Annotated in this window: 23 protein-coding genes and 1 tRNA gene; 9 read left to right on the forward strand and 15 right to left on the reverse strand. The window is 59.1% G+C overall.

All coding sequences use genetic code 11. From position 1 onward, the window contains the following. On the forward strand, window positions 1-192 hold a 192-nt coding region (locus AB7E65_RS05240; RefSeq protein ID WP_428745402.1), incomplete at its 5' end, for a DUF6701 domain-containing protein. 158 nt (window positions 193-350) lie between these two features. Next, the gene (gene proC, locus AB7E65_RS05245) at window positions 351-1,163 is read left to right on the forward strand and encodes a pyrroline-5-carboxylate reductase (protein ID WP_320360462.1); all 813 of its coding nucleotides are present in this window, start codon (window positions 351-353) and stop codon (window positions 1,161-1,163) included. 122 nt (window positions 1,164-1,285) lie between these two features. Here proC and AB7E65_RS05250 read toward each other — a convergent pair whose 3' ends face one another. After that, window positions 1,286-1,663: a hypothetical protein gene (locus tag AB7E65_RS05250; RefSeq protein WP_320360438.1), complete on the reverse strand. Its 378-nt coding sequence runs from the start codon at window positions 1,661-1,663 to the stop codon at window positions 1,286-1,288. A gap of 35 nt (window positions 1,664-1,698) precedes the next feature. Here AB7E65_RS05250 and AB7E65_RS05255 point away from each other — a divergent pair, with 35 nt between their 5' ends. After that, window positions 1,699-1,944, forward strand: coding sequence for a hypothetical protein (locus AB7E65_RS05255; RefSeq protein ID WP_428745403.1), 246 nt, complete (start codon window positions 1,699-1,701; stop codon window positions 1,942-1,944). A 40-nt stretch (window positions 1,945-1,984) separates the two neighbouring features. Here the strand turns inward: AB7E65_RS05255 and AB7E65_RS05260 are convergent, their stop codons facing one another. The 11 genes from AB7E65_RS05260 to ybgF all read right to left on the reverse strand — a co-directional run bounded on the left by AB7E65_RS05260 (window position 1,985) and on the right by ybgF (window position 14,214). Beyond that, window positions 1,985-3,268, reverse strand: coding sequence for a hypothetical protein (locus AB7E65_RS05260; RefSeq protein WP_072286816.1), 1,284 nt, complete (start codon window positions 3,266-3,268; stop codon window positions 1,985-1,987). Window positions 3,269-3,302: 34 nt separating this feature from the next. Next, the gene (locus AB7E65_RS05265) at window positions 3,303-3,932 is read right to left on the reverse strand and encodes an HAD family hydrolase (RefSeq protein WP_428745404.1); all 630 of its coding nucleotides are present in this window, start codon (window positions 3,930-3,932) and stop codon (window positions 3,303-3,305) included. Window positions 3,933-3,947: 15 nt separating this feature from the next. Next, a complete protein-coding gene (locus AB7E65_RS05270) occupies window positions 3,948-5,354 on the reverse strand; it encodes a sodium-dependent transporter (RefSeq protein WP_072286818.1) in 1,407 nt (468 codons plus the stop codon). A 10-nt stretch (window positions 5,355-5,364) separates the two neighbouring features. Then, window positions 5,365-6,051, reverse strand: a complete 687-nt coding sequence (locus AB7E65_RS05275) for a YggS family pyridoxal phosphate-dependent enzyme (protein WP_320360435.1) — start codon at window positions 6,049-6,051, stop codon at window positions 5,365-5,367. A gap of 53 nt (window positions 6,052-6,104) precedes the next feature. Beyond that, a complete protein-coding gene (locus tag AB7E65_RS05280) occupies window positions 6,105-6,767 on the reverse strand; it encodes a Maf family protein (RefSeq protein ID WP_072286820.1) in 663 nt (220 codons plus the stop codon). Next, the gene (trmFO, locus tag AB7E65_RS05285; protein ID WP_072286821.1) at window positions 6,757-8,136 is read right to left on the reverse strand and encodes a methylenetetrahydrofolate--tRNA-(uracil(54)-C(5))-methyltransferase (FADH(2)-oxidizing) TrmFO; all 1,380 of its coding nucleotides are present in this window, start codon (window positions 8,134-8,136) and stop codon (window positions 6,757-6,759) included. The genes AB7E65_RS05280 and trmFO overlap by 11 nt, the downstream gene beginning before the upstream one ends. A 125-nt stretch (window positions 8,137-8,261) precedes the next feature. After that, window positions 8,262-10,694: a type I DNA topoisomerase gene (topA, locus tag AB7E65_RS05290; protein WP_428745405.1), complete on the reverse strand. Its 2,433-nt coding sequence runs from the start codon at window positions 10,692-10,694 to the stop codon at window positions 8,262-8,264. 107 nt (window positions 10,695-10,801) lie between these two features. Next, window positions 10,802-11,287: a DUF494 domain-containing protein gene (locus tag AB7E65_RS05295; RefSeq protein ID WP_072286823.1), complete on the reverse strand. Its 486-nt coding sequence runs from the start codon at window positions 11,285-11,287 to the stop codon at window positions 10,802-10,804. Window positions 11,288-11,301: 14 nt separating this feature from the next. Then, the gene (gene dprA / locus AB7E65_RS05300; protein ID WP_428745413.1) at window positions 11,302-12,402 is read right to left on the reverse strand and encodes a DNA-processing protein DprA; all 1,101 of its coding nucleotides are present in this window, start codon (window positions 12,400-12,402) and stop codon (window positions 11,302-11,304) included. A gap of 86 nt (window positions 12,403-12,488) precedes the next feature. Further along, window positions 12,489-13,478 carry a LysM peptidoglycan-binding domain-containing protein gene (locus AB7E65_RS05305; RefSeq protein WP_428745406.1) on the reverse strand — a complete coding sequence of 330 codons (990 nt, stop codon included), beginning with the start codon at window positions 13,476-13,478 and terminating at the stop codon, window positions 12,489-12,491. Between the two features lie 76 nt (window positions 13,479-13,554). Continuing rightward, the gene (ybgF, locus tag AB7E65_RS05310; protein ID WP_320360432.1) at window positions 13,555-14,214 is read right to left on the reverse strand and encodes a tol-pal system protein YbgF; all 660 of its coding nucleotides are present in this window, start codon (window positions 14,212-14,214) and stop codon (window positions 13,555-13,557) included. 250 nt (window positions 14,215-14,464) lie between these two features. Between ybgF and AB7E65_RS05315 the strand changes: the two genes are divergently transcribed. From AB7E65_RS05315 to nudC, 4 genes are read left to right on the forward strand one after another with little or no spacing between them, the layout of a single operon-like run. After that, complete coding sequence (locus AB7E65_RS05315) at window positions 14,465-15,700, forward strand: peptidase U32 family protein (protein WP_428745407.1); 1,236 nt, start codon at window positions 14,465-14,467, stop codon at window positions 15,698-15,700. A 31-nt stretch (window positions 15,701-15,731) separates the two neighbouring features. Continuing rightward, window positions 15,732-16,610, forward strand: a complete 879-nt coding sequence (locus tag AB7E65_RS05320; RefSeq protein WP_072286827.1) for a diacylglycerol/lipid kinase family protein — start codon at window positions 15,732-15,734, stop codon at window positions 16,608-16,610. Beyond that, window positions 16,607-17,122 carry an NUDIX hydrolase gene (locus AB7E65_RS05325; protein WP_428745408.1) on the forward strand — a complete coding sequence of 172 codons (516 nt, stop codon included), beginning with the start codon at window positions 16,607-16,609 and terminating at the stop codon, window positions 17,120-17,122. Before AB7E65_RS05320 ends, AB7E65_RS05325 begins: the two co-directional genes overlap by 4 nt. A 30-nt stretch (window positions 17,123-17,152) precedes the next feature. Further along, on the forward strand, window positions 17,153-18,022 hold the full coding sequence (gene nudC / locus AB7E65_RS05330) for an NAD(+) diphosphatase (protein ID WP_428745409.1): 870 nt from the start codon (window positions 17,153-17,155) through the stop codon (window positions 18,020-18,022). Here nudC and ald read toward each other — a convergent pair. Further along, window positions 17,994-19,118, reverse strand: coding sequence for an alanine dehydrogenase (gene ald / locus AB7E65_RS05335; RefSeq protein WP_428745410.1), 1,125 nt, complete (start codon window positions 19,116-19,118; stop codon window positions 17,994-17,996). The two genes, nudC and ald, sit on opposite strands and share 29 nt — an antisense overlap. Before the next feature lie 109 nt (window positions 19,119-19,227). Next, window positions 19,228-20,799 (reverse strand): phosphoglycerate dehydrogenase, encoded by a 1,572-nt coding sequence (gene serA / locus AB7E65_RS05340; protein WP_428745411.1) that lies wholly within the window; start codon window positions 20,797-20,799, stop codon window positions 19,228-19,230. A 363-nt stretch (window positions 20,800-21,162) separates the two neighbouring features. Here serA and AB7E65_RS05345 point away from each other — a divergent pair, with 363 nt between their 5' ends. Beyond that, window positions 21,163-21,924 carry an ELWxxDGT repeat protein gene (locus AB7E65_RS05345; RefSeq protein WP_428745412.1) on the forward strand — a complete coding sequence of 254 codons (762 nt, stop codon included), beginning with the start codon at window positions 21,163-21,165 and terminating at the stop codon, window positions 21,922-21,924. 66 nt (window positions 21,925-21,990) lie between these two features. Here the strand turns inward: AB7E65_RS05345 and AB7E65_RS05350 are convergent. Further along, window positions 21,991-22,067 (reverse strand) — tRNA-Met (locus AB7E65_RS05350). A gap of 303 nt (window positions 22,068-22,370) precedes the next feature. Between AB7E65_RS05350 and AB7E65_RS05355 the strand changes: the two genes are divergently transcribed. Beyond that, complete coding sequence (locus AB7E65_RS05355; RefSeq protein WP_320360427.1) at window positions 22,371-23,270, forward strand: AEC family transporter; 900 nt, start codon at window positions 22,371-22,373, stop codon at window positions 23,268-23,270. Window positions 23,271-23,454 lie beyond the last annotated feature (184 nt).

The following is a 23,454-nucleotide window of genomic DNA, read 5'->3' on the forward strand; positions in this document are numbered from 1 at the left end:
GCCGGGTTGACTTTCAGCGCTCCCGGTTCCAATGGTTATATTCAGGTTCGGGCCGATCTTTCCCTGTTGCCCTGGTTGCGTTACGATTGGGATGGCGATGGCGCACACGATGACGATCCGGCGGCTCGCGCCAGCTTCGGGATTTACAAGGGGCGCCCGGCAGTGATCTATATGCGCGAACGTTTCCGCTAGCTTGCATCCGGAGCTTCCGCCGGGAGCTTGTCGGGCTTGACCCGGGGCCAGACTTCGTATTTACTTTGTACGACATTGATGCTTTCGATCTGATCATAGCCAGTGATCATTTATAAAGCCCGGACAAAAACCAACCAGCGGGAAAGGATTTCCTCGTGATGATGGAATTAGGCAACATCGGTTTTATCGGCGGTGGCAACATGGGCGAAGCTCTGATCAAGGGACTGATCAAATCGGCGATCCCGGCACGGAATATTCGGGTGGCCGAACCCAATGAAGCGCGCGCCCGCCAGTTGACCGAGCGTTACGGCGTTATCTGCGGCAGCGATGGCGTTGAAGTAGTGCGGCAGAGCGATCTGGTTGTTCTGGCTATCAAGCCCCAGATCGTGCCGGTGGCTCTTCCAGCCATCGCCGGGGCTTTCGACGATAGCAAGTTGTTGGTATCGATCGCGGCCGGAGTGACCACCGCAGCGTTGGAAGGCTATTTCCAGGGGGCGCCGCGGGTGGTGCGCGTTATGCCCAACACTCCGGCCCTGGCCGGTGCCGGTGCCGCGGCATTGTGTTCCGGGGCGCACGCCGGCAAGGAGGACCTGTCCATCGCCCTGCACCTGTTCGAAGGGGTCGGAACGGTGCATGTCGTCAGCGAATCGCAGCTCGATGCCGTGACCGGTTTGTCCGGCAGCGGACCGGCCTATGTGTATATGGTGATCGAGGCCATGGCGGCGGGCGGCGTATTGGAGGGGTTGCCCATGGATACGGCCCTGGCGCTGGCCACCCAGACGGTGCTCGGCGCCGCACAACTGGTGAAGGAGAGTGGTGAGCACCCGGCGGTGCTGCGCGACCAGGTCTGTTCTCCGGGGGGCACCACCATTGCGGCGGTCAAGGAACTGGAGGAAAAGGGTCTGCGGGCCGCCCTGATCAAGGCGGTGTCCAAAGCAGCGAAACGGTCGCGGGAGCTGGGCAGAAATTGACGGTTTTTCCCGATCCTGCAAGCTGCCATGCGGCATTTTGACGGGACGAGGTTTCAGTGTTTTATGCAAAAGGCCGATCCTGTATCGGCCTTTTGCCGTTACGGACATGGGAACGCCACCGGTTAGCCAAGGGCCAGGTCGGCGGCGATGGCAGCGATTGACAGTACGAAGATGATCAGATAGTTAAGGCCTTCCTTGCTCACGGTCAGGGACGACAAAATATAGCGGATGGCTTCCCGATCGTTGCTGTCAAGGGCACCGGCCTTGAGCTTGGCGAGCAGGTTCATGCCGATAATGGTGCGGCGGCGCTTGAGGGTGATGCGGTAGCGGTAGAGGAAGAACAGGCAGTAGCCGATGACACCGACATACCAGATGGGCCGGAAGCTTCCGGGCCACAGCTGATTGGCGATGGGCAGTATGCGGAAACAGATGGAGGACATCAGGCCGGTCAGAAAAAAGCCGTAGATAATAAAAGGGGATACTTCCCTGGGCGGGGTCATAATCAGGTTTCCGGTTCTTTGGCAGAGGTTGGTTTATGGCAACAGCAGGGTTGTCTTTCGGGGTTTTCGTGCCTGCTGCATTCGTGGTTGACCTTCTCGAAAAGGGCAATCTGCTCGCTGATGGAAAGTTTTTTACGTCGTGGCCTGCCTTTTCCCAGGCAGGCGGCACAGCGCAGGTCAGAGCACCATTGGCAGAAGTGGCAGTCGGGACAAGGATGTTTTTTGTCTTGCATGGGACGATATCCTGCGCCTTTGGGCAACGAGAAAACGGCTTCATTTGAAACCCGGACCTGAAAGGCCGCAAGTCCCTTTGATCTGGTATCAAATGTCCGCCTGACGACGGCAACGGTTGAGGTACCATGCCTCACAATATTCACAGGATAACAGCAGGAACACGGCCAGCGCAATCCCCGGAACAGGCAGGGGGCTGAGTGTGGACAAAGGCCAGACCAGGGCGAGATAGCCGACCTTGGCGACGGTGGCCCAGCCGAGTACGCCGGTTCGATATTGCTTTGCAAACAGGCCACGCCATAGATTGACGGCGCCGTACAGTATGGGAAACAGCGCGCAGCTGGCCAGAGGCAGTGCAATATAGCTGCGCAGCCTGGCATCCAGCCCCATCGCCCATCCCAGCACCGGCAGGTTGAGCGGATAGGCCACCGCGATCATGATAAGGGCCATGCCTGCGGCTACCCTCCGGAAAAAGCGCATCAGCATGTGGTAATCCCGTTTGTTGCGCACCAGTGCCTGGCAGGCCTGCTGCAGGTTGCGCATGGGGCCGGCCAAAAGAAAAATAAAGCCGCGTATGACACCAAGGGCCGCAAGGGCCAGGGTAGCATCGGGCAGGCGGCTGATGATGGCGCTGATCAGCAGGGGGACGACCTGCTGCATGGCCGAGGAGAATGCCAGCGGCAGGCTGTAGCGGAAGGTCGCGCGGATACCGTGTTCCCCGGCATCGCAAGTCTCGGGGCCGAGTCCGCATTTCAGGCAGAACCACAGCATCAGAAGGCTTTCCGTAGCAATGCAGACCAGCAGGCCCAGTGCTCCGAGTTGCGGTCCGCGGATATGTCCGGCGGCCAGCATCAGAAAAAGGATCAGGCTGATGATGCGCACCACGGTGGCGATGGAAACCAGTTCGGTGCGGCGGGAGCGGATCACGATGCCCTGGCACAGCCCGCGCAGGCCGGTGAAAAACGGCAGAAATGCAAGAATTGCAATAATAGGACGAGCTGCCGCGGCAAGTTCCCTGGGGGCGCCGATGAGCTCTTCGAAAACGAACTGGCCGACCGGGGTCCAGGCGACGATCGATAATATGACGGAAATGGCCGCCGATGCGGCGATTACGAACACAGACACGCTGCGCAGGGAGCGTTTGCCCCGCACAAGCGCCAGGGCGATGGTATGGTTCTGGTATCCGGGCGAGGCGATAAACAGGTGCAGGGCGAGGGCGATGGCAAATGCGGCAAGGTTCGTCACGGCATCTCGCTGGCGTGCAAGGGCCATGTTGATGATGTTGTGGGAGAAGCTCATTAACTGCACATTGAGCATCAAGGGGAAGAAAAAGCGGGAAATCTGCCGCAGGGACAAAGGCGCGGTGTCGGTCATGAGATGGGATCGATTCGGGAAAGCGGTGAAAAAATCAGACCGGAAACAGGCGCAGCAGATCCCGGGGGGTTTCAGCCAGGTAATCGAAGGGGTAGCCGTCGCTGTTGCCAATGCCCCAGGCGCAGAAGCAGGTTTTGACACCGGCGGCGCGCCCCGCGCGCAGATCGGTGTGATGATCGCCGATCATCACCGCTTTGCCGGCATCGGCGCCAAGGTCTCGCAGCGCAGCAAAAACCGGGGCCGGGTCGGGTTTTTTGGGCAGTGTGCCGTCGGCGCCGACGATACAGCCGAAAAAAGCGGTGAGGCCGAGTTCGTACAACAGCCGAAGGGTCAGGTTAAACGGCTTGTTGGTTATGACAGCCATGTTTTTACCCTGAAGACTGATGAGAACCTCGTCGATCCCGGGATAGAGGGTGGTTTTTTCGACCAGATGTTCTTCATACAGCTGCAGAAAACGCTTGAGGCGCTGTTCGGAAAAGGCATTTTCCGGAAGGGCGCGACGCACCAGCATGGTGGCGCCGTCACCGACGTAGGTGCGCACCAGGTCGATACCAAGCGGCGGCAGGTCCATTTCCGCGCGCAGCAGGTTGACGGCGGTACCCAGATCGGCAGCCGAGTCTATCAGGGTACCGTCAAGATCGAACAGCAGGGTATCGATAATCATGGTCGGGTCTCCGGGTCAGAAAAGCCCGGCAAAAAAAGCGAACAGGCCGGTTTCTTCGATTTTGTAATAAAGGATAATGCCTACGGCAATCGGAGCAACAAACCGGATCAGGAAATGCCACAGCGGGTATATCCAGACCGAGCCGTCGGCCATCAGTTCCTGCTTTTCTTCCTGATCGCTCCAGAACCAGCCGACATACAGGGCGGTAAGCAGCCCGCTTATGGGCAGCAGGTAGTTGGAGGCGATCAGGTCGATGGAGTCGAAAACTCCGAGGTTGGCAATAGGGGTGATGTGCTGGAGCAGATTGCTTGAAAGGGCCGAAGGGATGCCGACCAGAAAAGCCAGTCCTGCCAAAAAGGCGGTGGCTCGCTTGCGCCCCCAGTCGCGCTCGTCGATAAGATAGGCCACCTGTGATTCGAGCAGGGAGATGGCGCTGGTCAGCGCGGCAAAAGCCAGCAGCAGAAAAAACAGCAGCGCCAGGATGTTGCCGCCGGGCAGGTTGGAAAACACCACGGGGATGGTCTGAAAAACCAGTCCGGGGCCGGCGCCAGGCTGCATGCCCGCCGAAAACACGATGGGGAAGATAGCCAGTCCGGCGATCAGGGCGATGACAGTGTCCAGCAACGCGATGCGCAGACCGGATGCGAACAGGTTTTCAGCGCGGCTAAGATACGAACCGTAGGTGATCATGGCTGCCATGCCCAGAGACAGGGTGAAAAAGGCATGGCCCAAAGCTTCAAGCACGGCACCGGAAGTCAGTTTGCTGAAGTCGGGACGAAACATGAAGACCCATGCCTGGCGGGCACCATCGCTGAGCATGCCGTTGACGAACAGCAGTGCCAGCAGTCCGAGCAAGAGCGGCATCAGGATTTTGCTCCAGCGTTCGATACCTTTCTGCACGCCGCCGATGACGATGCCCAGGCACACTCCGATAAAGAGAAAGTGCCACAGCAACTGTCGCGGTCCGCTCTCGATCAATCCGTCAAAAAGGGCCCTGACCTGCTCAGCGGTCTCCACGGTCCCCGTTGTCGCCGGGGTACGAAATGCGCCCTGCACGGCGCGTAATATGTACTCCAGGGTCCAGCCGGCGACCACTGAATAGTAGGACAGGATGACGAACGCAGCCAGAATGCTGATCCAGCCGGCCAGCCGCCACGGGGAACCCGGCCTGGCCAGAGTGCGAAAGGCGCCGACCGCATCACGGCGCGTGTAGCGGCCGATCATCAATTCCGCCATCATGATCGGAAGCCCGACCAGCGCGATACAGATGAGATAGACCAAAACGAAGGCGCCACCGCCGTTGTTGCCGGTGATGTAAGGGAATTTCCAGATATTGCCGAGACCGACAGCGCTGCCGGCGGCCGCCAGAATGAAGCCGATGCGCGATCCCCACAGGGCACGGGGGCTGGAAGACTCAGGCATGGGGAACCCCTCAGCGTCGTGAACCGAAAATGGCGGACCCGACCCGAACCAGGGTAGCACCCTCCTCGATGGCTACCTCGAAGTCGTGACTCATCCCCATGGACAGCTCCCGCATGGCGACGCCGGGAATGTCCAGGGCGGAAAGTTTTTCAGCCAGATGGCGCAACCGGCGGAAAAAGGGCCGGACCATCTCCGGGTCGTCAAGGTAGGGCGGCAGTGCCATCAGTCCGCCAATGCGCACATTGGGCAGTGCCGCGATGCTGCGTACCAGTTCTTCGAGAGCCGCTTCCTGTGTGCCGGACTTGCTTTCTTCTTCGCCGAGATTGACCTGGATGAGGATGTCGGCCGGATAACCGGCTTTGCTCCACTGCCGATCGATTTCCCTTGCCAAAGACAAGCGGTCGACGGAGTGAATCATGGCGACTTTTTCGCGCAGATATTTGACCTTGTTCGATTGCAGGCTGCCGATGAAGTGCCATTCGACCTTGGCCATGACTTGCTCCGCCTTGGCCAGAAATTCCTGCACATAATTTTCACCGAACAGCGTCTGGCCGGCGGCCGCCGCCTCATCGATCATGGCGGCCGGCTTCGTCTTGGACACGGCAACCAGCCGCACGTCCCGCGGATTGCGGCCGATGCGCAGGCAGGCGGCATCGATGCGGTCGCGGATTTCCCGAAGATTGGCTTCTATGCTCATGAAGAGTCCTTCCGTTGATCGGCCCGCCCAGGTGTCCGGTGCCGGCGGGCGGTTCAGGATGGCGGGTCGAGATGGTCGGAACGGGGGGCGCCGGACGCGAACAGGCGTATCGCACCAAGCTTTTCGAGTGTAGCAACCACTTCGCACAGCGGCAGGCCGACGACGTTGGTGTAGCTGCCCTCGATGGCTGGGATCATGCATGCGCCGATGCCCTGAATGGCATAGGCGCCGGCTTTGCCGAACGGTTCGCCGGTGGCAATGTAACCCTGAATCTCCAGATCTGTCAACTCCCGGAACCAGACACGGGTCGAGACTGTCTCGACCGTTTCCGTTCTGCCGATACGGTCGATGATGGCGAAACCGGTAATAACGTTGTGGCTGCGGCCCGACAGCGAGCTCAGCATGGCCGCGGCCTCGCCGGCATCGGCCGGTTTGCCGAGAATGGCCGCATCGCGGACCACCACTGTGTCGCTTCCGATGAACCAGCGCCCCGTGATGTGGGAGCGGTGGGCCACCTCCCGGGCTTTGAGCAGGCTCAGACGCCGGACGTGCTGCTGCGGCGATTCTCCGGGTTGTATCGTTTCGGGAGCGTCGCTGCCGACCACGGTGAAGGCAATACCCGCCGAAGCCAGCAACTGACTGCGCCGAGGCGAGGCCGAAGCCAGCACGATGGTGTTTTCAAGGCGATCGGAGGTCAGCCGGGGATCAGGGTTCATCGGGCGGCTCCTGGGGGCGGAACAAGAGGTCGGAGGTAGCGGCCAGGATTTGCCGACGCCACACTTCCAGATCGCAAAGAGCCCGTTCCGCCAGAGCCAGGCGTCGCTCGGCCCGCTTGCGTTTGCGCTCCTCCACGGGCGGGAAAAGGCCGTAATTGATGTTCATCGGCTGGAAAGAGTCGGGCTCGGAGTGGGCCAGGTGGCCAAGCAGTGCACCGAGGGAGGTAGTCGGCGGCGGCAAGGGCAGCGGGTTGCCGAGCACCTGCCCTGCGGCGAACAGCCCGGCCAGAAAGCCACAGGCGGCCGATTCAACGTACCCTTCAACACCGGTAATCTGCCCGGCAAAGAACAGCCGCGGCTCGGCTTTCAGCCGCAGGTGTTGGTCGAGGCAGGCCGGGGCGTTGATGAAGGTGTTGCGATGCATGCTTCCGAGGCGGGCAAAGCGGGCGTTTTGCAGGCCGGGGATGGTGCGGAAAATGCGCCGCTGTTCCGGCCAGGTCAGCTTGGTCTGAAATCCGACCATGTTGAACAGGGTGGCATGCAGGTTGTCCTGGCGCAGCTGTACCACGGCGAAGGGCTCTTTTCCGGTGCGCGGATCGGGCAGTCCGACCGGCTTCATGGGGCCGAAGGCGAGGGTCATATCGCCCCGCTCGGCCATTTCCTCGATCGGCATGCAGCCTTCGAAATGGATCACCTTTTCAAAGTGCTTGCCCGGTACCTTGTCGGCGGATCTGAGGGCCTCGATAAATGCGTAATATTCCTCGCGGGACAGCGGGCAGTTGATGTAGTCATCCCCTCCGCGACCGTAGCGGGAGGCTTTCCATGCGATAGCATGGTCAATGCTGTCGGCTTCGATGATCGGAGCAATGGCATCGTAGAAATAGAGCTGTCCGCTTCCGGTGAGGCGGGCGATATCGGCGGCCAAGGGGGCCGACGTCAGAGGGCCCGAAGCAATGATGGTCGTCCCTTGCGCCGGAACGGCGGCCAGTTCGCGGCGCTGCAGATCAATGTTGGGGTGTCGCTCGATGCAGTCGGTGATGAATGCGGAAAAAGCCTCGCGATCGACTGCCAACGCTCCCCCGGCCGGAACCGCGCTGGCATCGGCGGCCTGCATGAACAGGGTGGCGCAGCGGCGCAGTTCTTCCTTGAGGCAACCGACGGCGTTGTTCATGCCGGTACCGCGCAAGCTGTTGGAGCAAACCAGTTCAGCCAAATCGGGACTGCGATGTGCCGGGGAAAAGACCCGGGGTTTCATTTCGTACAGTATCACCCGCAAACCCCGTTCAGCGGCCTGCCAGGCGGCTTCGCAGCCGGCCAGGCCGGCGCCAATAATGGTTATGCCGGGTTGAGGTGGTTTTGCCTGGTTCATTCGGATCTCACCGTAAGGGGTTTCCAAAAAGCACAAACGACCGGGCCCGCGGGACCGGTCGCATCGAGGTGGGAGTGGCCGGGATCCGGTCAATGTTTAAAAAGAGGCCACCCGGCCTGCAGGTTTCAGGCTTTGCTTTTGGCTTTGGAGGCTTTTTTCGCCGGCGCTGTTTTGGCGGTGGCTTTGTCGCTTGCGGCTTTCTTTGCCGGGGTTTTTTTGGGCGACGGTGTGGCCGTGGATGTTTTTTTGGCCGCGGGCTTTTTGGTGGCGGCTTTGGTTTTGGTCTCCGGTGGCACCAGGGTTTCGGTCCAGTCACAGCTTTCCTGCGGGCACTTGCGGAAGGTACCCTGCCGCTTGGTAGTTTTTTCCACTACCAGCGGAAACTTGCATTTGGGACAGGGTTCCTGGATCGGCAGATCCCACAGGGCATATTTGCATTGCGGGTAGCGGTTGCAGGAGTAAAAAATTTTGCCGTAGCGGCTTTTTTTCTCCATCAACTCCCCTTCCCCGCACTGGGGGCAGGGGATGCCAAGAGCCTTGGGCTTAACGAGAGGCTGAATGTTTTTGCAGTCCGGATAGGCTGAGCAGGCCAGAAATTTGCCATAGCGCCCCTGTTTGACCAGCATGGGGGCGCCGCACTTGTCGCAGGTCTGGTCCGACATGACCGGTTCTTCCCGCTCGCTGCCGTTCAGCGGCTCGGTATAACGGCATTCGGGAAATCCCGAGCAGGCCAGGAACCGGCCCGAGCGGCCGAGCTTGATGACCAGCGGTTTGCCGCACTCGGGACAGGTTCGGTCGGTTTTTTCCGTCGTCACATCCTGCTTGGAAATCTCGGTCTCTTTCTGCCGCAGCAGGGAGATAAACGGTTCCCAGAAGTCCTTGAGTACCGGCTGCCACTCCCTTTCACCGCGGGAGATGGCATCCAGGTCTTCTTCCATGCCGGCGGTAAAGTCGTAATCGACGTATTTGGTGAAGTGATTGACCAGCAGGTCGCTGACCACCATCCCCACATCCTCGGTATGGAAGGTACGTTTTTCCAGGCGCACGTATTTGCGGGTCACCAGGGTGTTGATGATGGACGCATAGGTCGATGGCCGGCCGATGCCGTTTTCCTCGAGTGTCTTTACCAGACTGGCCTCGGTGAATCGCGGTGGCGGCTGGGTAAAATGCTGCGCCGGAAGAAGCTCTTCACATTGCAGTGGCTGATGCTGCCGCAGTTCCGGGAGGGTGGCTTCTTTCTGATCGTCCTGTTCCTCGGCGCTGTCGTAGTCCTCGATGTAGAGCTTCATGAAGCCGGCAAAGCGCACAACCTGCCCCGACGCCCGGAACATAAACCGCTCGCCGGCGGCGATATCGACTGTCGTGGCGTCCAGGACCGCCGCTGCCATCTGCGAGGCGACTGTGCGCTGCCAGATAAGGCGGTAAAGCTTGAACTGGTCAGAGGTCAGGTGCGCTTTGATCTGATCCGGAGAGTTGGACAGCGCTGTTGGACGCACGGCTTCGTGAGCTTCCTGGGCGTTTTTGGCTTTGTTTTTGAACGCCCGGGGTTTTTCCAGGGCATATTCCTTGCCGAACATGCGGGTGATGACGTCGCGGGCCTCAGTGGTGGCAACCTGGGAGAGTGCCACCGAGTCGGTACGCATGTAGGTGATAAGGCCTTCGAGTCCGTTGCCGACGTCGATTCCCTCGTAGAGCTTCTGTGCCACGGTCATGGTCTTGCGGGCGGAAAACCCCAGCTTGCGGCTTGCTTCCTGCTGCAGGGTGCTGGTGGTAAAGGGTGCGGCCGGGTTGCGCTTTTTGGAGGATTTTTTGAGCTCTCTGACCTGGAAGGATTCCTTGCTGATGGCCCTGACCAGATCTTCGGCCTGATTTTGGTCGGCGATATCGAATTTATCGAGGGTTTTGCCGTCGATGGCATTCAGCCGTGCTGCGAAAACGCTCCCCTGGTCGGTGCCGAGACGGGCCTCGATGGACCAGTATTCACGGGGCGCAAACGCTGCGATTTCCTTCTCCCGCTCGCAGATCAGGCGCAGGGCAACGGATTGCACACGCCCGGCGGACAGGCCGTAGCGGATTTTTTTCCACAAAAAGGGCGAAAGATTGAAACCGACCAGGTAATCGAGGACGGAGCGGGCCTGTTGAGCGTCGACCAGTTCGCGGCTGATGTGACCGGGGTGGGCGATGGCTTCCTGAATGGCGCCCTTGGTGATCTCGTGGAAAGTGACGCGCTTTACCTCGGGGGAAGCGGCCTGTTCGGAGATGCCCAGGGCTTCGAGCAGATGCCAGGCAATGGCCTCTCCCTCACGGTCGGGGTCGGTGGCCAGTATCAGTTCCCGGCTCTTTTTGGCCTCCTTTTTTAAAAGCTCGATATGCTTCTGGCTTTCGGGGAGGATATGATAGCGGGGAGAAAAATTGTGTTCCACGTCGACCGAGCCCTGCTTGCTCGGCAACGCGCGCACGTGTCCGTAGGAAGCCAGGACCTTATAACCCGGACCGAGAAATTTTTCGATGGTTTTCGCCTTGGCGGGCGATTCGACGATTACCAGGGATTGTGCCATGAATGCCTCTTTGTGAAGATGTCTTTTGGGAGGAGGTCATGTCTTTGGTCCCCGTGCCAACACTGAAACAAAAGGCTGCAGGGAACCCGCAGCCTGGCGTGTCTGTATCAGTGGTAGAGCCGAGTCCAGTCGTCGTCCATGAAACAGTCGACTTCGCGCATCCACTCATGGTGAGAGTGGGAAAAAAGGGTCAGGGCGGTCAGCGTCTTGATGTCTTTCAGGCTGACTTCATCGTCGTCGGTGTTCAAGGCCTTCTGGATGATTTCTTCCAGAAGGTTTCCGTCGATGATTCCCATCTCGCGCACGCGCATCAGAAAACCGCGTGCTTCACGCGCGATGGCCTGACATTCCTCGGCTGTAAATATTCGTTGGCTGGGGACGGTCAGGGGGCGGGTTGAAGGGTCGGCATCCGGGTGCATGGACAGGTTTTCCATCCAGTTGAAAGCCGCATCGATTTCATCCGCCTCGAACCCGACAGCCAGCAGTTCCTCGACAAGGTCTCCATTGGCCGGCAGCTGCCCATCTTCCATGATGTAATGAGCGATAATGCTGACGATGGCCAAAACCCGTTCTTTGAGGGGGTTTCCGGTCATAAATCTCCAGGTTCTTATAAGCTCCGCTTGCGCACAAAACGCATGCCGGGAAGCTGTGTCGCTCCGTCCTCAAGTTCCAAGTGGAGTAAAATAGCGGAAACCTCCATGGGAGTCAAGCCGCATTTCCGAGCCAGTTCATCGAGGTGCAGCGGGCTGTCCTGTAGCTCCCGGTATACGTTCAGGAATTGTCCCGATAGTTTTTCCAGCAGCGGGTCCGGCCTGGAAGGCGGTTCCGAGGGGCAACATCCGGGCTTGAATATGTCCAGGATATCGGCGCTTTCGGTCACCAGGCGGGCACCTTCCTTGAGCAGTTGATTGGTGCCCTGGTTGCCGGGATTGTTTACCGGCCCCGGTACCGCAAATACCTCTCTTCCCTGCTCAAGAGCGAATTCCGCAGTAATCAGCGAACCGCTGCGAGCTGCCGCTTCCACCACCAGAACCCCCCGGCACATACCGCTGATGATGCGGTTGCGACCGGGAAAGTGCTGCGCCAGTGGTGGTGTTCCCGGCGGATATTCCGACAGAATGGCGCCGCCTTTTTGCAGTATTTCGAAATACAGGGGTTCGTTTTCCCGTGGATAGACGCGGTCTATACCGCAGCCGAGCACCGCTACGGTGGCACCGTCAACCATCAGGGCGCCTTCGTGCGCCGCCCGGTCGATGCCCCGGGCCAGGCCGCTGACGATGGAAATTCCCTGGGCCGCGATCTGACGGCAGAGGGTGCGGGTCAGGCGAATCCCGTCCGGCGAGGCGCGCCGGGCTCCCACCACGGCAAGTCCCTGTTGTTCGGGGAGTTTTCCCCTGACAAACAGCAACGCCGGCGGATCGTAGATAGATCGGAGCGGCTCCGGATATGCATGCTGGTCCCATAGGGAAATGATGCCGACTTCGAGTCGGTCGAGGGTTTCCAGGGTTTGGATAAAAACGGCATCCCCTTCAGCGGGCCGCGAAGCGGCTACCGCCGGGCGAACGCGCGCCTGTTCAGTCCAGGCCCGGGGGCTGGCGGCAAGGGCAGCCTCGGGAGATCCGAAAGCCTCAATGAGGCGGATGGTGCCGACCCGGCCAAGTCCGGGAGTCAGATACAGTCGCAGCCATGCCTGTTCGGTGCGTGTCATGGTCAAGGGTTTGTCACCATGCAAAAAAAGGATTGAATGACTTCAATCCTTTTTTTGCTGTTCGGGAAATCCCTGCAGGGAGGTTGTTATTCGGTCGGCGTCGAAACCCGGTCACCGACATAAATGGGAGCGACCGATTTGAGGATCAACGCTGTTGCCGTCTGCGGTTGGGTGGCAATAATTACGGCGGCCCCAAGCAGTTCGTCAGGCAGTTCGACATCGTGCTCGGGCAGGATCCGTTGGGTCGTCTGCCGGGGACGGCTTAGATAGATCATGTTGCCGGATTCCAGGCCGTCGGTTTCTCCAAGGTCGAGATAGATGACATCATGCTGGCTGAGGGCGATTTTTTCGCGACTGCTGGCCATGACATGGCCGAGCAGGGGAGCGGCAGCCTTTTTCAGAACGATATCGCGCCGGGACGGTTGCATCGGGATCAAAATGGCGCCGCGGGTAATCTCCTTGACCGCACGCCGTATTATCCCGGTCGCCACGGGCGGGGAAACGTCGCTGATTTCGACTTCGCCCAGATAGCTGACGCGATGGCCGAGGATTTCCTTGCTGACAGGGTGCCTGATCTGTTCACCGACTTCGACAAGGGCGAAACGGTCGCCGGGCTGCAGGCCCGGCTCCTGGATTTTTACGAAAACCTGGTCCTGGTAGCTGAGCAGAATCCGGTCGTCCGTGGCATCGATCAGGGTGCCGGCCCGGTCCAGTTCCTCCAGGGTGACGAAGCCTTCATTGCCGGCGACGCCTTTGACGGTGATTTCCTCGACCGGCTCGATGGGCATGATGCAGGGCTGCGATCCGGTGGCTTGCGCATCCTGGCCGGGCAGCAGCACCAGGCGACCGTTGCGGATGGCGACGCGCTGTCCCGGATAGATGAAATGGGGGTTGGTGATGAACGGGTTGTTGGCCCAAAGGTTCGGCCAGTAGTAGGGATCCTTGATGAATTTTTCGGAGATGCCCCACAGGGTGTCGCCTTTTTTAATGGTGTAGACCTGTTCCGGTGTCTGTGCCGCAGCCGCAAGCGGAAACAGCAGACACAGGGCTGCAAGAGCTTTGCAGATGGTTTTCATGGAATCTCCCCCTTGCGGTAATGATCAGATGGAAAATCTTGTGCTTCAATCCGGGCCAAAAAAACAGGCAGAGCCTTCAGGATCCGGCCAGGGCTTTGCGTGCGGCGGCGCTGTTGGGGTAGCGTTGCCGAAGGGTCTGCAGAACCTGCCGCGCCTGTTCGTACTGATTGAGCTGGCGCAGCGCCGGAGCCATGTGCAGCAAGGCGTCCGGAGCCTTGCCGCTCAACGGATAATTGTCGACGACTTTGCGGTATTCCTGAACGGCACGGTCGTATCGACCCAATCTGTAGAAGCATTCTCCGAGCCAATATTGAGCATTGCCGGCATAATTGTTGGCGGGGAACTGCTGCAGAAAAGACCGGAAGCCTTCAATGGCCTGCGGGTAGCGGCCTGATGCGTAATCGCCAAAAGCCTTGAGATAGGTTTCCGGCGCCGATGCGCCGATGACAGCGGTTCCGGTTGCCTCAACCGGTTCGGAAAGACTGGCGTTTTCCCCGGCAGGGGTGACTTTTTGTGCCGATACGGCAGCCTGCAGGGTTGCCAACTGCTGCTGCTGGTCGGTCAGGGTGTGCTCGAGGCTGTCAAGACGCCGGAACATCTCGGCAAGATGGTTTTCCAGTACGTCCATGCGCCGTCGAGCGGCTGTATTGATGGGGTCGTCGCCCGGTGCCGTGGACGTGGCGCAGCCACCGCAGAGCAGGCTGCCAAGCATCAGAAGGGTTGCGAATCGAAACATGACGGAAATCCCGGCCCGTGGGAAACACAAAGCCGCAAAAAAAAGCATCCGAAAAGTGAAAAACAACTTAAAAAGTAGAGGGTTTTTAATGTCTTGTCAAGGGCAAAGGTTTTCGAGCGGCGGGAAGCCGTTTCCCGGTTTCTATTTTTCATGCTAAGGTGTGCTAACGAATCGCTGGTGCTTGACCTGCCCGCAGCGGAGCGGTGTGGTGCCGGCGCTAGACCTCGATCTTTCCGGAAGTCGATTTGCCATGAGATGTTTGCCTGAGCTGCTGGCGCCTGCCGGCAATCTTGAAAAACTGGAAACCGCCCTGTTGTACGGGGCCGATGCCGTCTATCTGGGAGGCGAGCAGTTTGGGCTGCGGGCCCAGGCGGACAATTTCGATCTGGAGCAATTGTCGCGGGCCAGGGAGTTGACGCTGCGTAAGAACCGGCGCATGTATCTGACCCTGAATGCCTATCTTTTACCCGGGGAAACGGAGGCCTGCGCAGCTTACATCGATGCCTTGCGGAGCCTTGATATCGACGCCTACATCGTGGCTGATCCCGGTGTTCTGGCCCTTGTAAAAGCTGGTGATCCTGAAAGGGAAATCCACCTTTCAACCCAGGCAAACACGACCAATGCCGAAGCGGTGCGTTTCTGGGTCGGTGCCGGGGTGAAGCGCGTCAATCTGGCGCGGGAACTCAGCCTGGAGGAAATCCGTGCGATACGTGCCGCTACCGATGCCGCTCTGGAGGTTTTTGTGCACGGCGCCATGTGTGTCGCCTGGTCGGGCCGCTGCCTGCTGTCGGCGGCGCTGACCGGTCGCGATGCCAATCGCGGGCTCTGCACGCAACCCTGCCGCTGGAGTTATGCGCTGGTGGAAAAGACCCGGCCAGGGCGGTATATGCCCATCGAGGAAAACGGCCGCGGCAGTTATCTCCTTAACAGCCGTGATCTCTGCCTGCTCGAACAGCTGCCCCTGCTGGTGAACGCCGGCGTTGACAGCCTCAAGATCGAGGGGCGCATGAAAAGCCGTTATTATGTTGCTGCCGTCACCCGGGTATATCGGGCAGCGCTTGACCGCTATCTGGAAGACCCATCCGCGTGGCAATGCGATCCTGTGTGGCGCGAGGAACTGGAAAGTGTCAGTCACCGACCCTATGGCACAGGTTTTCTTCTGGGCCGCGACGATGCGCAGTTGCACGCCGAACATGGCGGTTATATCCGTCATTGCGATTTTGTCGGGGAGGTCGTGTCTACCGCGGCGGATGGTTGCGGCGAGATCGTGGGCCGCAACCGGTTCTTTCCCGGCGAGACGCTGGAACTCATCGGCCCGGGCATGCGTCAGAACCGCTTTGTCGTCGGGCAGCCGATGGATATGGCAGGCCTGCCCGTAGCGGTCGTGCAGCCCAATGCCAGGGTTGTGCTCGCTCTTCCGGAAGGGGCCCGGGGAGGGGATTTGTTGCGCCGCAACAGGCCGGCGCAGGATGCGTCACATCCATAACAGGCCAATAACTGTCTGACCGGGATGCAAGATGAAAATCAAGCTGATAGCCAATCCGATTGCGGGCGGTAGCGCGCAAAATCAGATCGCCCGGGCCGTCACCTGTTTGCAGCAGCGGGGTGCAATTGTCGATCTCACCCTGACCGGAGCGCGCGGTGATGCCCAACGGGCGGCCGCCGCGGCGCGGACCGTCGGATTCGACCGGGTCTGCGCCGCCGGTGGAGACGGCACGCTCAACGAAGTCATCAACGGCCTGGCGCCGAGTGACATCCCTCTGTGCTTTATCCCGCTGGGGACCACCAATGTCTTTGCTCTGGAAACGGGGATACCCTTCGAGGTGGAGCGGGCCTGCAATCTGGTGATCGATGGCGGCCCCCGGCGTGTCTGTCTGGGGCAGGCGGATGGCCAGCGCTTTTTGCTCATGGCGGGGATCGGTTTGGACGCGGAGGTGGTGCGGGGGGTCAACCTGCGTCTGAAGCGACAGCTGGGCAAGGCGGCTTATGTGCTCGGCGGGTTGATTAGCCTGTTTCGCTATCGGCCCCGGCCTTTGGAGGTTGTCACCGAGTCCGGGCTGCGGCGGCAGGCTTACGGCGTCATCATCAGCAACTGCCGCCTTTATGGCGGGCGCTTTGTGGTCAGCGCCGGTGCATCGCTGTTCGAAAACACCCTCAGTGTTTGTCTGTTGCGGTCCGGTTCGCGACTGGGTATGTTACGCACCATCGGCAAAATTGCCGCAGCTCGTCCGTTGTGCTCCAAAGAGGCGATTCAGCTGCAGGCGCGCGAGATTGTCGTAACCGGGGGGCCTGCCCCCGTGCAGGTGGATGGTGATTATCTGGGCGAGTTGCCATGCGTGTTCCGGGCTGTTTTCGGGGAACTGCGGATGGTGCTGCCGGTGCGGGGTGGGGAATGAATCAGCGAAACAAACCGGTATTTGCGGGCCGGATCTTTTCCGTAGCGCTGGAGGACCATCGGCTGCCGGATGGCCGGATGGCGACTTTTGAAATGGTTCGCCACCCGGGAGGGGCGGCGGCCCTGCCGGTTCTGGATGACGGACGTATCATTTTGATCCGCCAGTTTCGTCCGGCGGCGGATGGCACGATCTGGGAAATCCCGGCAGGTCGACTGGAAGCTGGAGAAGATCCGGTCGATTGTATTCGCCGGGAACTGCAGGAAGAGATCGGTTACCGGGCAGCCTCCATAAGGCCTCTTGTTGATATGCTCTCCGCCGTCGGTTTTTGTGATGAGCGGGTTTATCTGTATCTGGCAACGGACCTGACGCCGGTGCCGAGCGCTCTGGAGGAGGATGAGTTCATCCATCCCGTCGTCATGACTCTGAAAGAGGCCTTGCGTTTGCTTGACGGCGGTGCGATTCTGGATGCCAAGACGCAACTGGCCCTGCTGTTGGCTGCCAGGCTTTTTTGAAACGCAGGTTCTTTTTATCGGAGTGCGGATGTGGACCGATTGAGCACTTTTTTTTCCTCCCCCTTGCACCTGCCGTTTAACAACCATTGCTTGCAGGAGCATTTTCAACAAGCGACGCCGGATCGTGATCCGGGTGGCGACGGGTACTGGATCATATTGCGCGGCAGCGAACTGCTGTTGCAAAAAGCGGCCGCTGGGCCGTGTCTTCCCCGTGGCGTCTTTGCGCCTGACTGGCCGGTGCAGGATGTCCCCCTGTTTTTCGGAACCTGGGATGGGGTGCCATGCCGGGTGTTGCCGTGGCCGGAACAAGAGCTTTTGCCCGATGGTCTGGAGGCTTGCCAGTTACGGGATTGGGGAGCTTGTATTCCCGTCGATCTGTTATCCCTCGGGGGGCTGGCGCACCAGATCCGGCACTGGGAGTCGAACAGCCGGGTCTGCAGCCGGTGCGGCAATTCCATGCTACGGTTGCTGGGCGAGTGGGGCAAACGCTGCTGCGGTTGTGGCGCCCTGCATTTTCCTCACATTCACCCCTGCGCCATTACGCTGGTGCGCCGACCTGGAGAAGTGCTGCTGACACGCAAAGCCGAGTGGCCTGACGGGCATTACAGTCTGGTGGCGGGTTTCGTCAATTTCGGTGAATGTCTGGAGGAGGCGGCGGTTCGGGAGATTACTGAAGAAACCGGGGTGCGGGTCAAAAATCTGCGTTATGTCGGCAGTCAGTGCTGGCCTTTCCCCAGCCAGATGATGGCCGGATTCGTTGCGGATTATGAAAGCGGCGAACTGGTTGTCGATTACGGCGAACTGGCCGATGCCCGCTGGTTTTCCGTTAAGGCACTCCCGAAACTGCCGCCGCGGCGCAGCATCTCACGATTTATCCTTGATCACTATCTGCACATGTGACGGGTGAAAAAGCCAGCCCCAAAGCGCTGGCCACCTTCCTGTTGTGTATCTGGCCGTCACGGGTGTTGAGTCCTTTGGCAAGGGCGGCATCGCAAGCCAGGGCGTTTGACACTCCCAGGTCGGCGATTTTGCGGATGTAGGCCAGGGTGCTGTTGGTCAGGGCGAAAGTGCTGGTGCGGCTGACCGCTCCCGGGATGTTGGGCACGCCGTAATGCAAAACCCCGTGCACTGTTCGCACCGGTTCGTCGTGGGTGGTGGGGCGGACGGTCTCGACACAGCCTCCCTGATCGACCGCCAGATCGACGATCACGCTGCCCGGTTCCATTTGCTTTACCAACTCCTCCGTTACCAGGTGGGGTGCCCTGGCCCCCGGAATCAGCACCGCGCCGACCACCAGGTCGGCATGTCGTACCTCGTCCTCGATGTTCTGGGAATTGGAAATCAGAGTGTGGATGCGGTTGCCGTAGTGCTCGTCGAGCAGGGCCAGTCGCGAAGGCTCGATATCGAGAACCGTGACGTCGGCGCCCATGCCGACCGCGATGCGCACGGCGTTGCTGCCGCCGGTACCGGCCCCCAGCACCACGACGCGTCCCGGGCGCACACCGGGTGCGCCGGCAAGAAGCACGCCTTTGCCCCCCTGTTCTTTTTGCAGAAAATGGGCGCCGATCTGTACCGCCATGCGTCCGGCAACTTCACTCATGGGCTGCAGCAGGGGCAGACTGCCATCGTGCAGTTGCACCGTTTCATAAGCCAGGGCGGTTATCCGGTTTTGCAGCAGCACGGAGGTCAGAGCTGTATTGGTCGCCAGGTGCAGATAGGTAAACAGGCACTGGCCGCTGCGCAACAGCCCGTATTCAGCCGGCAGCGGCTCCTTGACTTTTACGATCAGGTCGGCCTGTGCATAGACTTCGGCAGCACCTTCCACCGTGCGGGCACCGGCTTCAAGGTATTCCCGGTCCTCCAGGCCGCTGCCGATGCCGACGCCGCATTCCACGACAATATCATGCCCCGCTTCGGTCAGGGCGCGGACTCCTGCCGGCGTCATGGCGACCCGGTATTCCCTGACTTTGATCTCTCTGGGTATTCCGACAATCATATCTCAAACCGTGTGTTGGGGAAGGCATTGTGAGCATGTGGAAGGGGCGGCCAAAGGCCGCCCCTTCCACATGCCATCATTGTTCCGGTCGTGCCTTGACCACGTGCAGTTATTTGATGAATCTTGCCACGATGACCGATCCGATTTCGTCTACCACGTTGGACGGAACCGGCGAGTCCAGAGACAGGATAACCATGGCCTCGCCCCGCTTTTGCTGGCGTCCGAGATTCATGGCGGCGATATTGATATCGTGTTCTCCCAGAACCTGTCCAATTTTGCCGATCATGCCCGGCCGGTCCTGGTAGGTAATGACCAGCATGTGTTCTTCAGGAGCAAAATCGACCTGGTAGTCGCGCAGACGCACGACACGCGGTTGCCCTTCGAAGTGGGTGCCGACGATGGTGCGGCGCATGCCGGGGCCTTCGATGTCGATGGTTACGGTGTTGGCGAAGGCTGCGGGGGCGGGGTTTTTGACTTCCTCGACGGCGATACCCATGTTTTCCGCGATAAGCGCCGCATTGACCATGTTGACGTCCTGCTCGACCTTGTTGTTCAGCAGCGCCGCCATGCCGCAAACGGTTATCGGCGAGCAATCGTATTCGGCCACGCTCCCCTGGTAGGTAAAAGTGACCTTGTTGAGATTGGAATCGGCCAGTTGCGAAACGAAATCGGCCATGATGTTGACCAGTCGCAGAAAGGGCCGCATCTGCCCCATCAATGAACTGTCGAAGCGCGGAATGTTTGCGGCGTATTCCATGGGCTGTTCATTGGCGAAGCGTACGATGTCCCGGGCCACGTCAATGGAGACATTGATCTGGGCTTCAGCGCTGGACGCGCCCAGGTGCGGGATGGCGAGCATGCGCTCGTGGGCAACCAGTTTTTTGAGGTGTTCACTTTGCGGAGGCTCCTCGCTCCATACATCGACACAGGCCGCGCCGACCTTGCCGCTTTCCAGGGCGGCCAGCAGGTCCTGCTCATTGATGATGCCGCCGCGTGCGGTGTTGACCAGGATCACCCCGTCCTTCATCTGCTGCAGTTGGGGAGCGGCGATAAGGTTGCGGGTCTCGTCGTTGAGAGGCACGTGCACGGTGATGACATCGGAGGACCGGATCAACTCTTCGAGGGACACCAGCCGGATTCCCAGATCCTGGACCCGTTTTTCAGAAATGTAGGGATCGCAGCCGATGACTTCGCAGTCGAAGGCTTTCAGTCGGGTGACGACACCCCCGCCGATTTTGTTCAGGCCAATAACCCCGGCGACCTTGCCTTTGAGTTCCATCGCCTTGATGGAGCGATTCCAGGCGCCGCCCTTGATGCTTGTGTCGGCCTTCACCAGTTTCCGGCAGGTGGCCAGAATCAGGGCCATGGCGTGCTCGACGACGCTGTTGATGTTTCCGAAAGGTGCGTTGCAGACAATGATGCCTCTTTCACTGGCGGCTTTCAGGTCGACGTTGTCAAGTCCCACGCCCGCCCTCGCGACGACCTTGAGGTTTTTGCCGGCTTCAAGCAGTTCACGATCGGCCTTGGTTGCGCTGCGAATCACCAGCCCCTCGTAACTGTCGATGATCCGGAGCAATTCTTCCCGGCTCAGATCGGTTTTGACATCCAGTTCGACAAGGGGGTCCTTCTCCATGATCAGCAGGCCCTCTTTGGCAACTTTTTCCGCAACCAGAATTTTCATTGTCGCTCCTTTGCGTTCACGTAACGGGCTGACCGGCGGGTGGGCAGGACGTGTGTCGGCTGTCCGGAAGAGCAGTCCCGGGGTCGGGTGAGAGTTGATGGCGAAAGGGTTTTTCGGCTCGGCTTTCGCAGCTAAAGCCCCAGAGTCGGGTCCTTGCGAAGCTCTGCAATCATATAAAACGTCGATGGATTTTTCCAGAAAATTTGTCTGGTATACGGCAGGTGCTCGCCTCAGCAAAAAAAACTGGCAAAATAAGAATATATTTACTATTATATCAGTGTTTAAATAAATTTATGTAAAACTAATTAAATAGGGAACCTCTCATTCATGTGTCGTTATTTTTTGTACGTAACTGTTTTAGTTTTGGCCGCAGGTCTGGGATGTTTTGCCTGCACAGGTGCCAGTGCGGCCACGCGCCCGGCGCTGCTGTCGCACTGCCTGCGCGTGGAAAGTACCGCCTGGGGGTTGGAGTTGTGGCGTTCCGACGGCAGTTCCGGCGGTACAGCACTGGTGCGCGATATCAATCCCGGAAAGCCGTCCGGACGCCCTTACCAGTTTCGCGAGGTTCAAAACCGGCTTTTTTTCGGGGCCAATGACGGGCTTCATGGCTTCGAACTATGGAGTACCGATGGCACCGCCGCCGGTACCCGGATGATTATGGATATCAATGAGGGCACACCCGGCTCGTTTCCGGCCGGGATTGCTGTCCTGGACGATAAGGTCTGTTTCGGGGCCGATAACGGGACTCATGGGCGGGAATTGTGGTGTTCAAACGGATCCGTGGAAGGCACTGACATGGTTGTGGATATTTTTCCGGGTCCGACCGGTTCGAACCCCCGGTATTTTACTCAAGTGAACGGCAGTCTGTTGTTTGAAGCCGATGATGGTGTGCATGGCCGGGAACTCTGGCGTACCGACGGTACTCGGGAGGGGACCATGCTGGTTTATGATATACAGCCCGGCCGGGACAACTCCTGGCCTTCCAACTTCTCCCGGATCAACGGACTGCTACTGTTTCGTGCCACCGACAGCCGGCACGGACGGGAATTATGGCGCAGTGACGGTACTTCCGAAGGGACATACATGGTCAAGGACCTGAACGACGGTCCGGCGGATGGCTTCTGACCGGTTTCCACGGCAGACTGATAAACAAAAAGGGACCTGCATTTCTGCCGGTCCCTTTGTCGTATTTGGTAGCGGGGGCAGGATTTGAACCTGCGACCTTCGGGTTATGAGCCCGACGAGCTACCGAGCTGCTCCACCCCGCGTCGATGAGGTGCGAAGATACACAATTGCGTAAGGGTTGTCAACCCTTGACTGCAAAAAACATTAACCAGTGGGTCTGCATCTGCAAACAGCGCGTTTCCCATATGAAATCTATGCTGTATTTATCCGCGGTTTTCAGCGGCACGCCAATGGTTTGGGGTGACGCTTGGCCCCGCTGTTTGTTGTTTTCAGATGCTGAAGAAATCTGTTCGCGCTTGCGCAGGGCTGGCAGGGCTTGTATACGCCGGTCAAACAGCCTAGAATACACGCCTCATGCAAAGCGCTGTTTCGAGGTGTGGATCGTTATGTCGAATTTCGTTCTTATTGTTGTTTTTGTCGGGCTGGGCCTTTTGTTTCGAAGGCTAAAGGCCTTTCCAAAGGATTCGGCCCAGGTGCTGAACATGTTTGCGCTGTATGTTTCCCTGCCAGCGCTGGTTTTGCTAAAAATTCCGCAGTTGCAGATCGGGCGAGAAGCGCTGCTGGTAGCGGCGGTTCCCTGGGGATTGCTGATTTTGTCGGCGGCATTTGTCTTGGCGGCGGCTGCAAAGTTTCACTGGAGTCGTGCCCAGACCGGCGTTCTTCTGCTGCTGGTGCCTCTCGGAAATACCTCCTTTATGGGGGTCCCGATGGTTAATGCCTTTTTCGGGCAGCAGGGTATTCCTTATCTGATTGTTTACGATCAGATCGGAACCATGCTGATCTTTGCCCTGTATGGATCCCTGATTCTTGCCTTGTACGGTCGTGACGGAAAGTTGCGGATCGGGTCCATTGCCCGCCGGACTTTAACTTTTCCGCCGACTCTGGCCGTGATGGCTGGGCTTGCGCTGCGCCCCTGGCCTTATCCCGACGCATTGCAGGCGGCATTGCAGGGCGTATCCCAGAGTCTTACGCCACTGGTTATGACCGCTATTGGCCTGCAGCTGAACTGGAGGTTGCCACGCCATCTGTTGAGGCCGCTTGGTTACGGTTTGCTGATCAAGTTGCTGATTGCGCCCCTCGTGACTCTCGGTGTGTGCCGCCTGCTTGGGGCAAGCGGATTGCATGTGGATGTTGCCGTTTTTGAGGCCGGTATGCCGCCCATGGTTACGGCCGGCGCCGTGGCGGTGATCGCCGGCATGGAGAGCGATTTGGCGATAGCGCTGATCGGAATAGGTATTGTTGTCTCTTTCGCCTCTCTACCTTTGCTGTTTGCCATACTGTCATAGCATGCAGGCGTTTACATGCACTTTTTCCTTGCCCGGAGTATTGACTAATGACAGAAGTCCATTAGAAATATGACAAGGGTATGTTCCTTGGTAGTTTGTTTGTGCATCGGTTTGTACCATCCAGAAGACTCGGACAGCGAGAAAAAGGAGAAACGGTAATGGCAGAAGGTACGGTGAAATGGTT

Source organism: Syntrophotalea sp., assembly GCF_050253115.1.
GTDB classification, from domain to species: Bacteria; Desulfobacterota; Desulfuromonadia; order Desulfuromonadales; family Syntrophotaleaceae; genus Syntrophotalea; species Syntrophotalea acetylenica.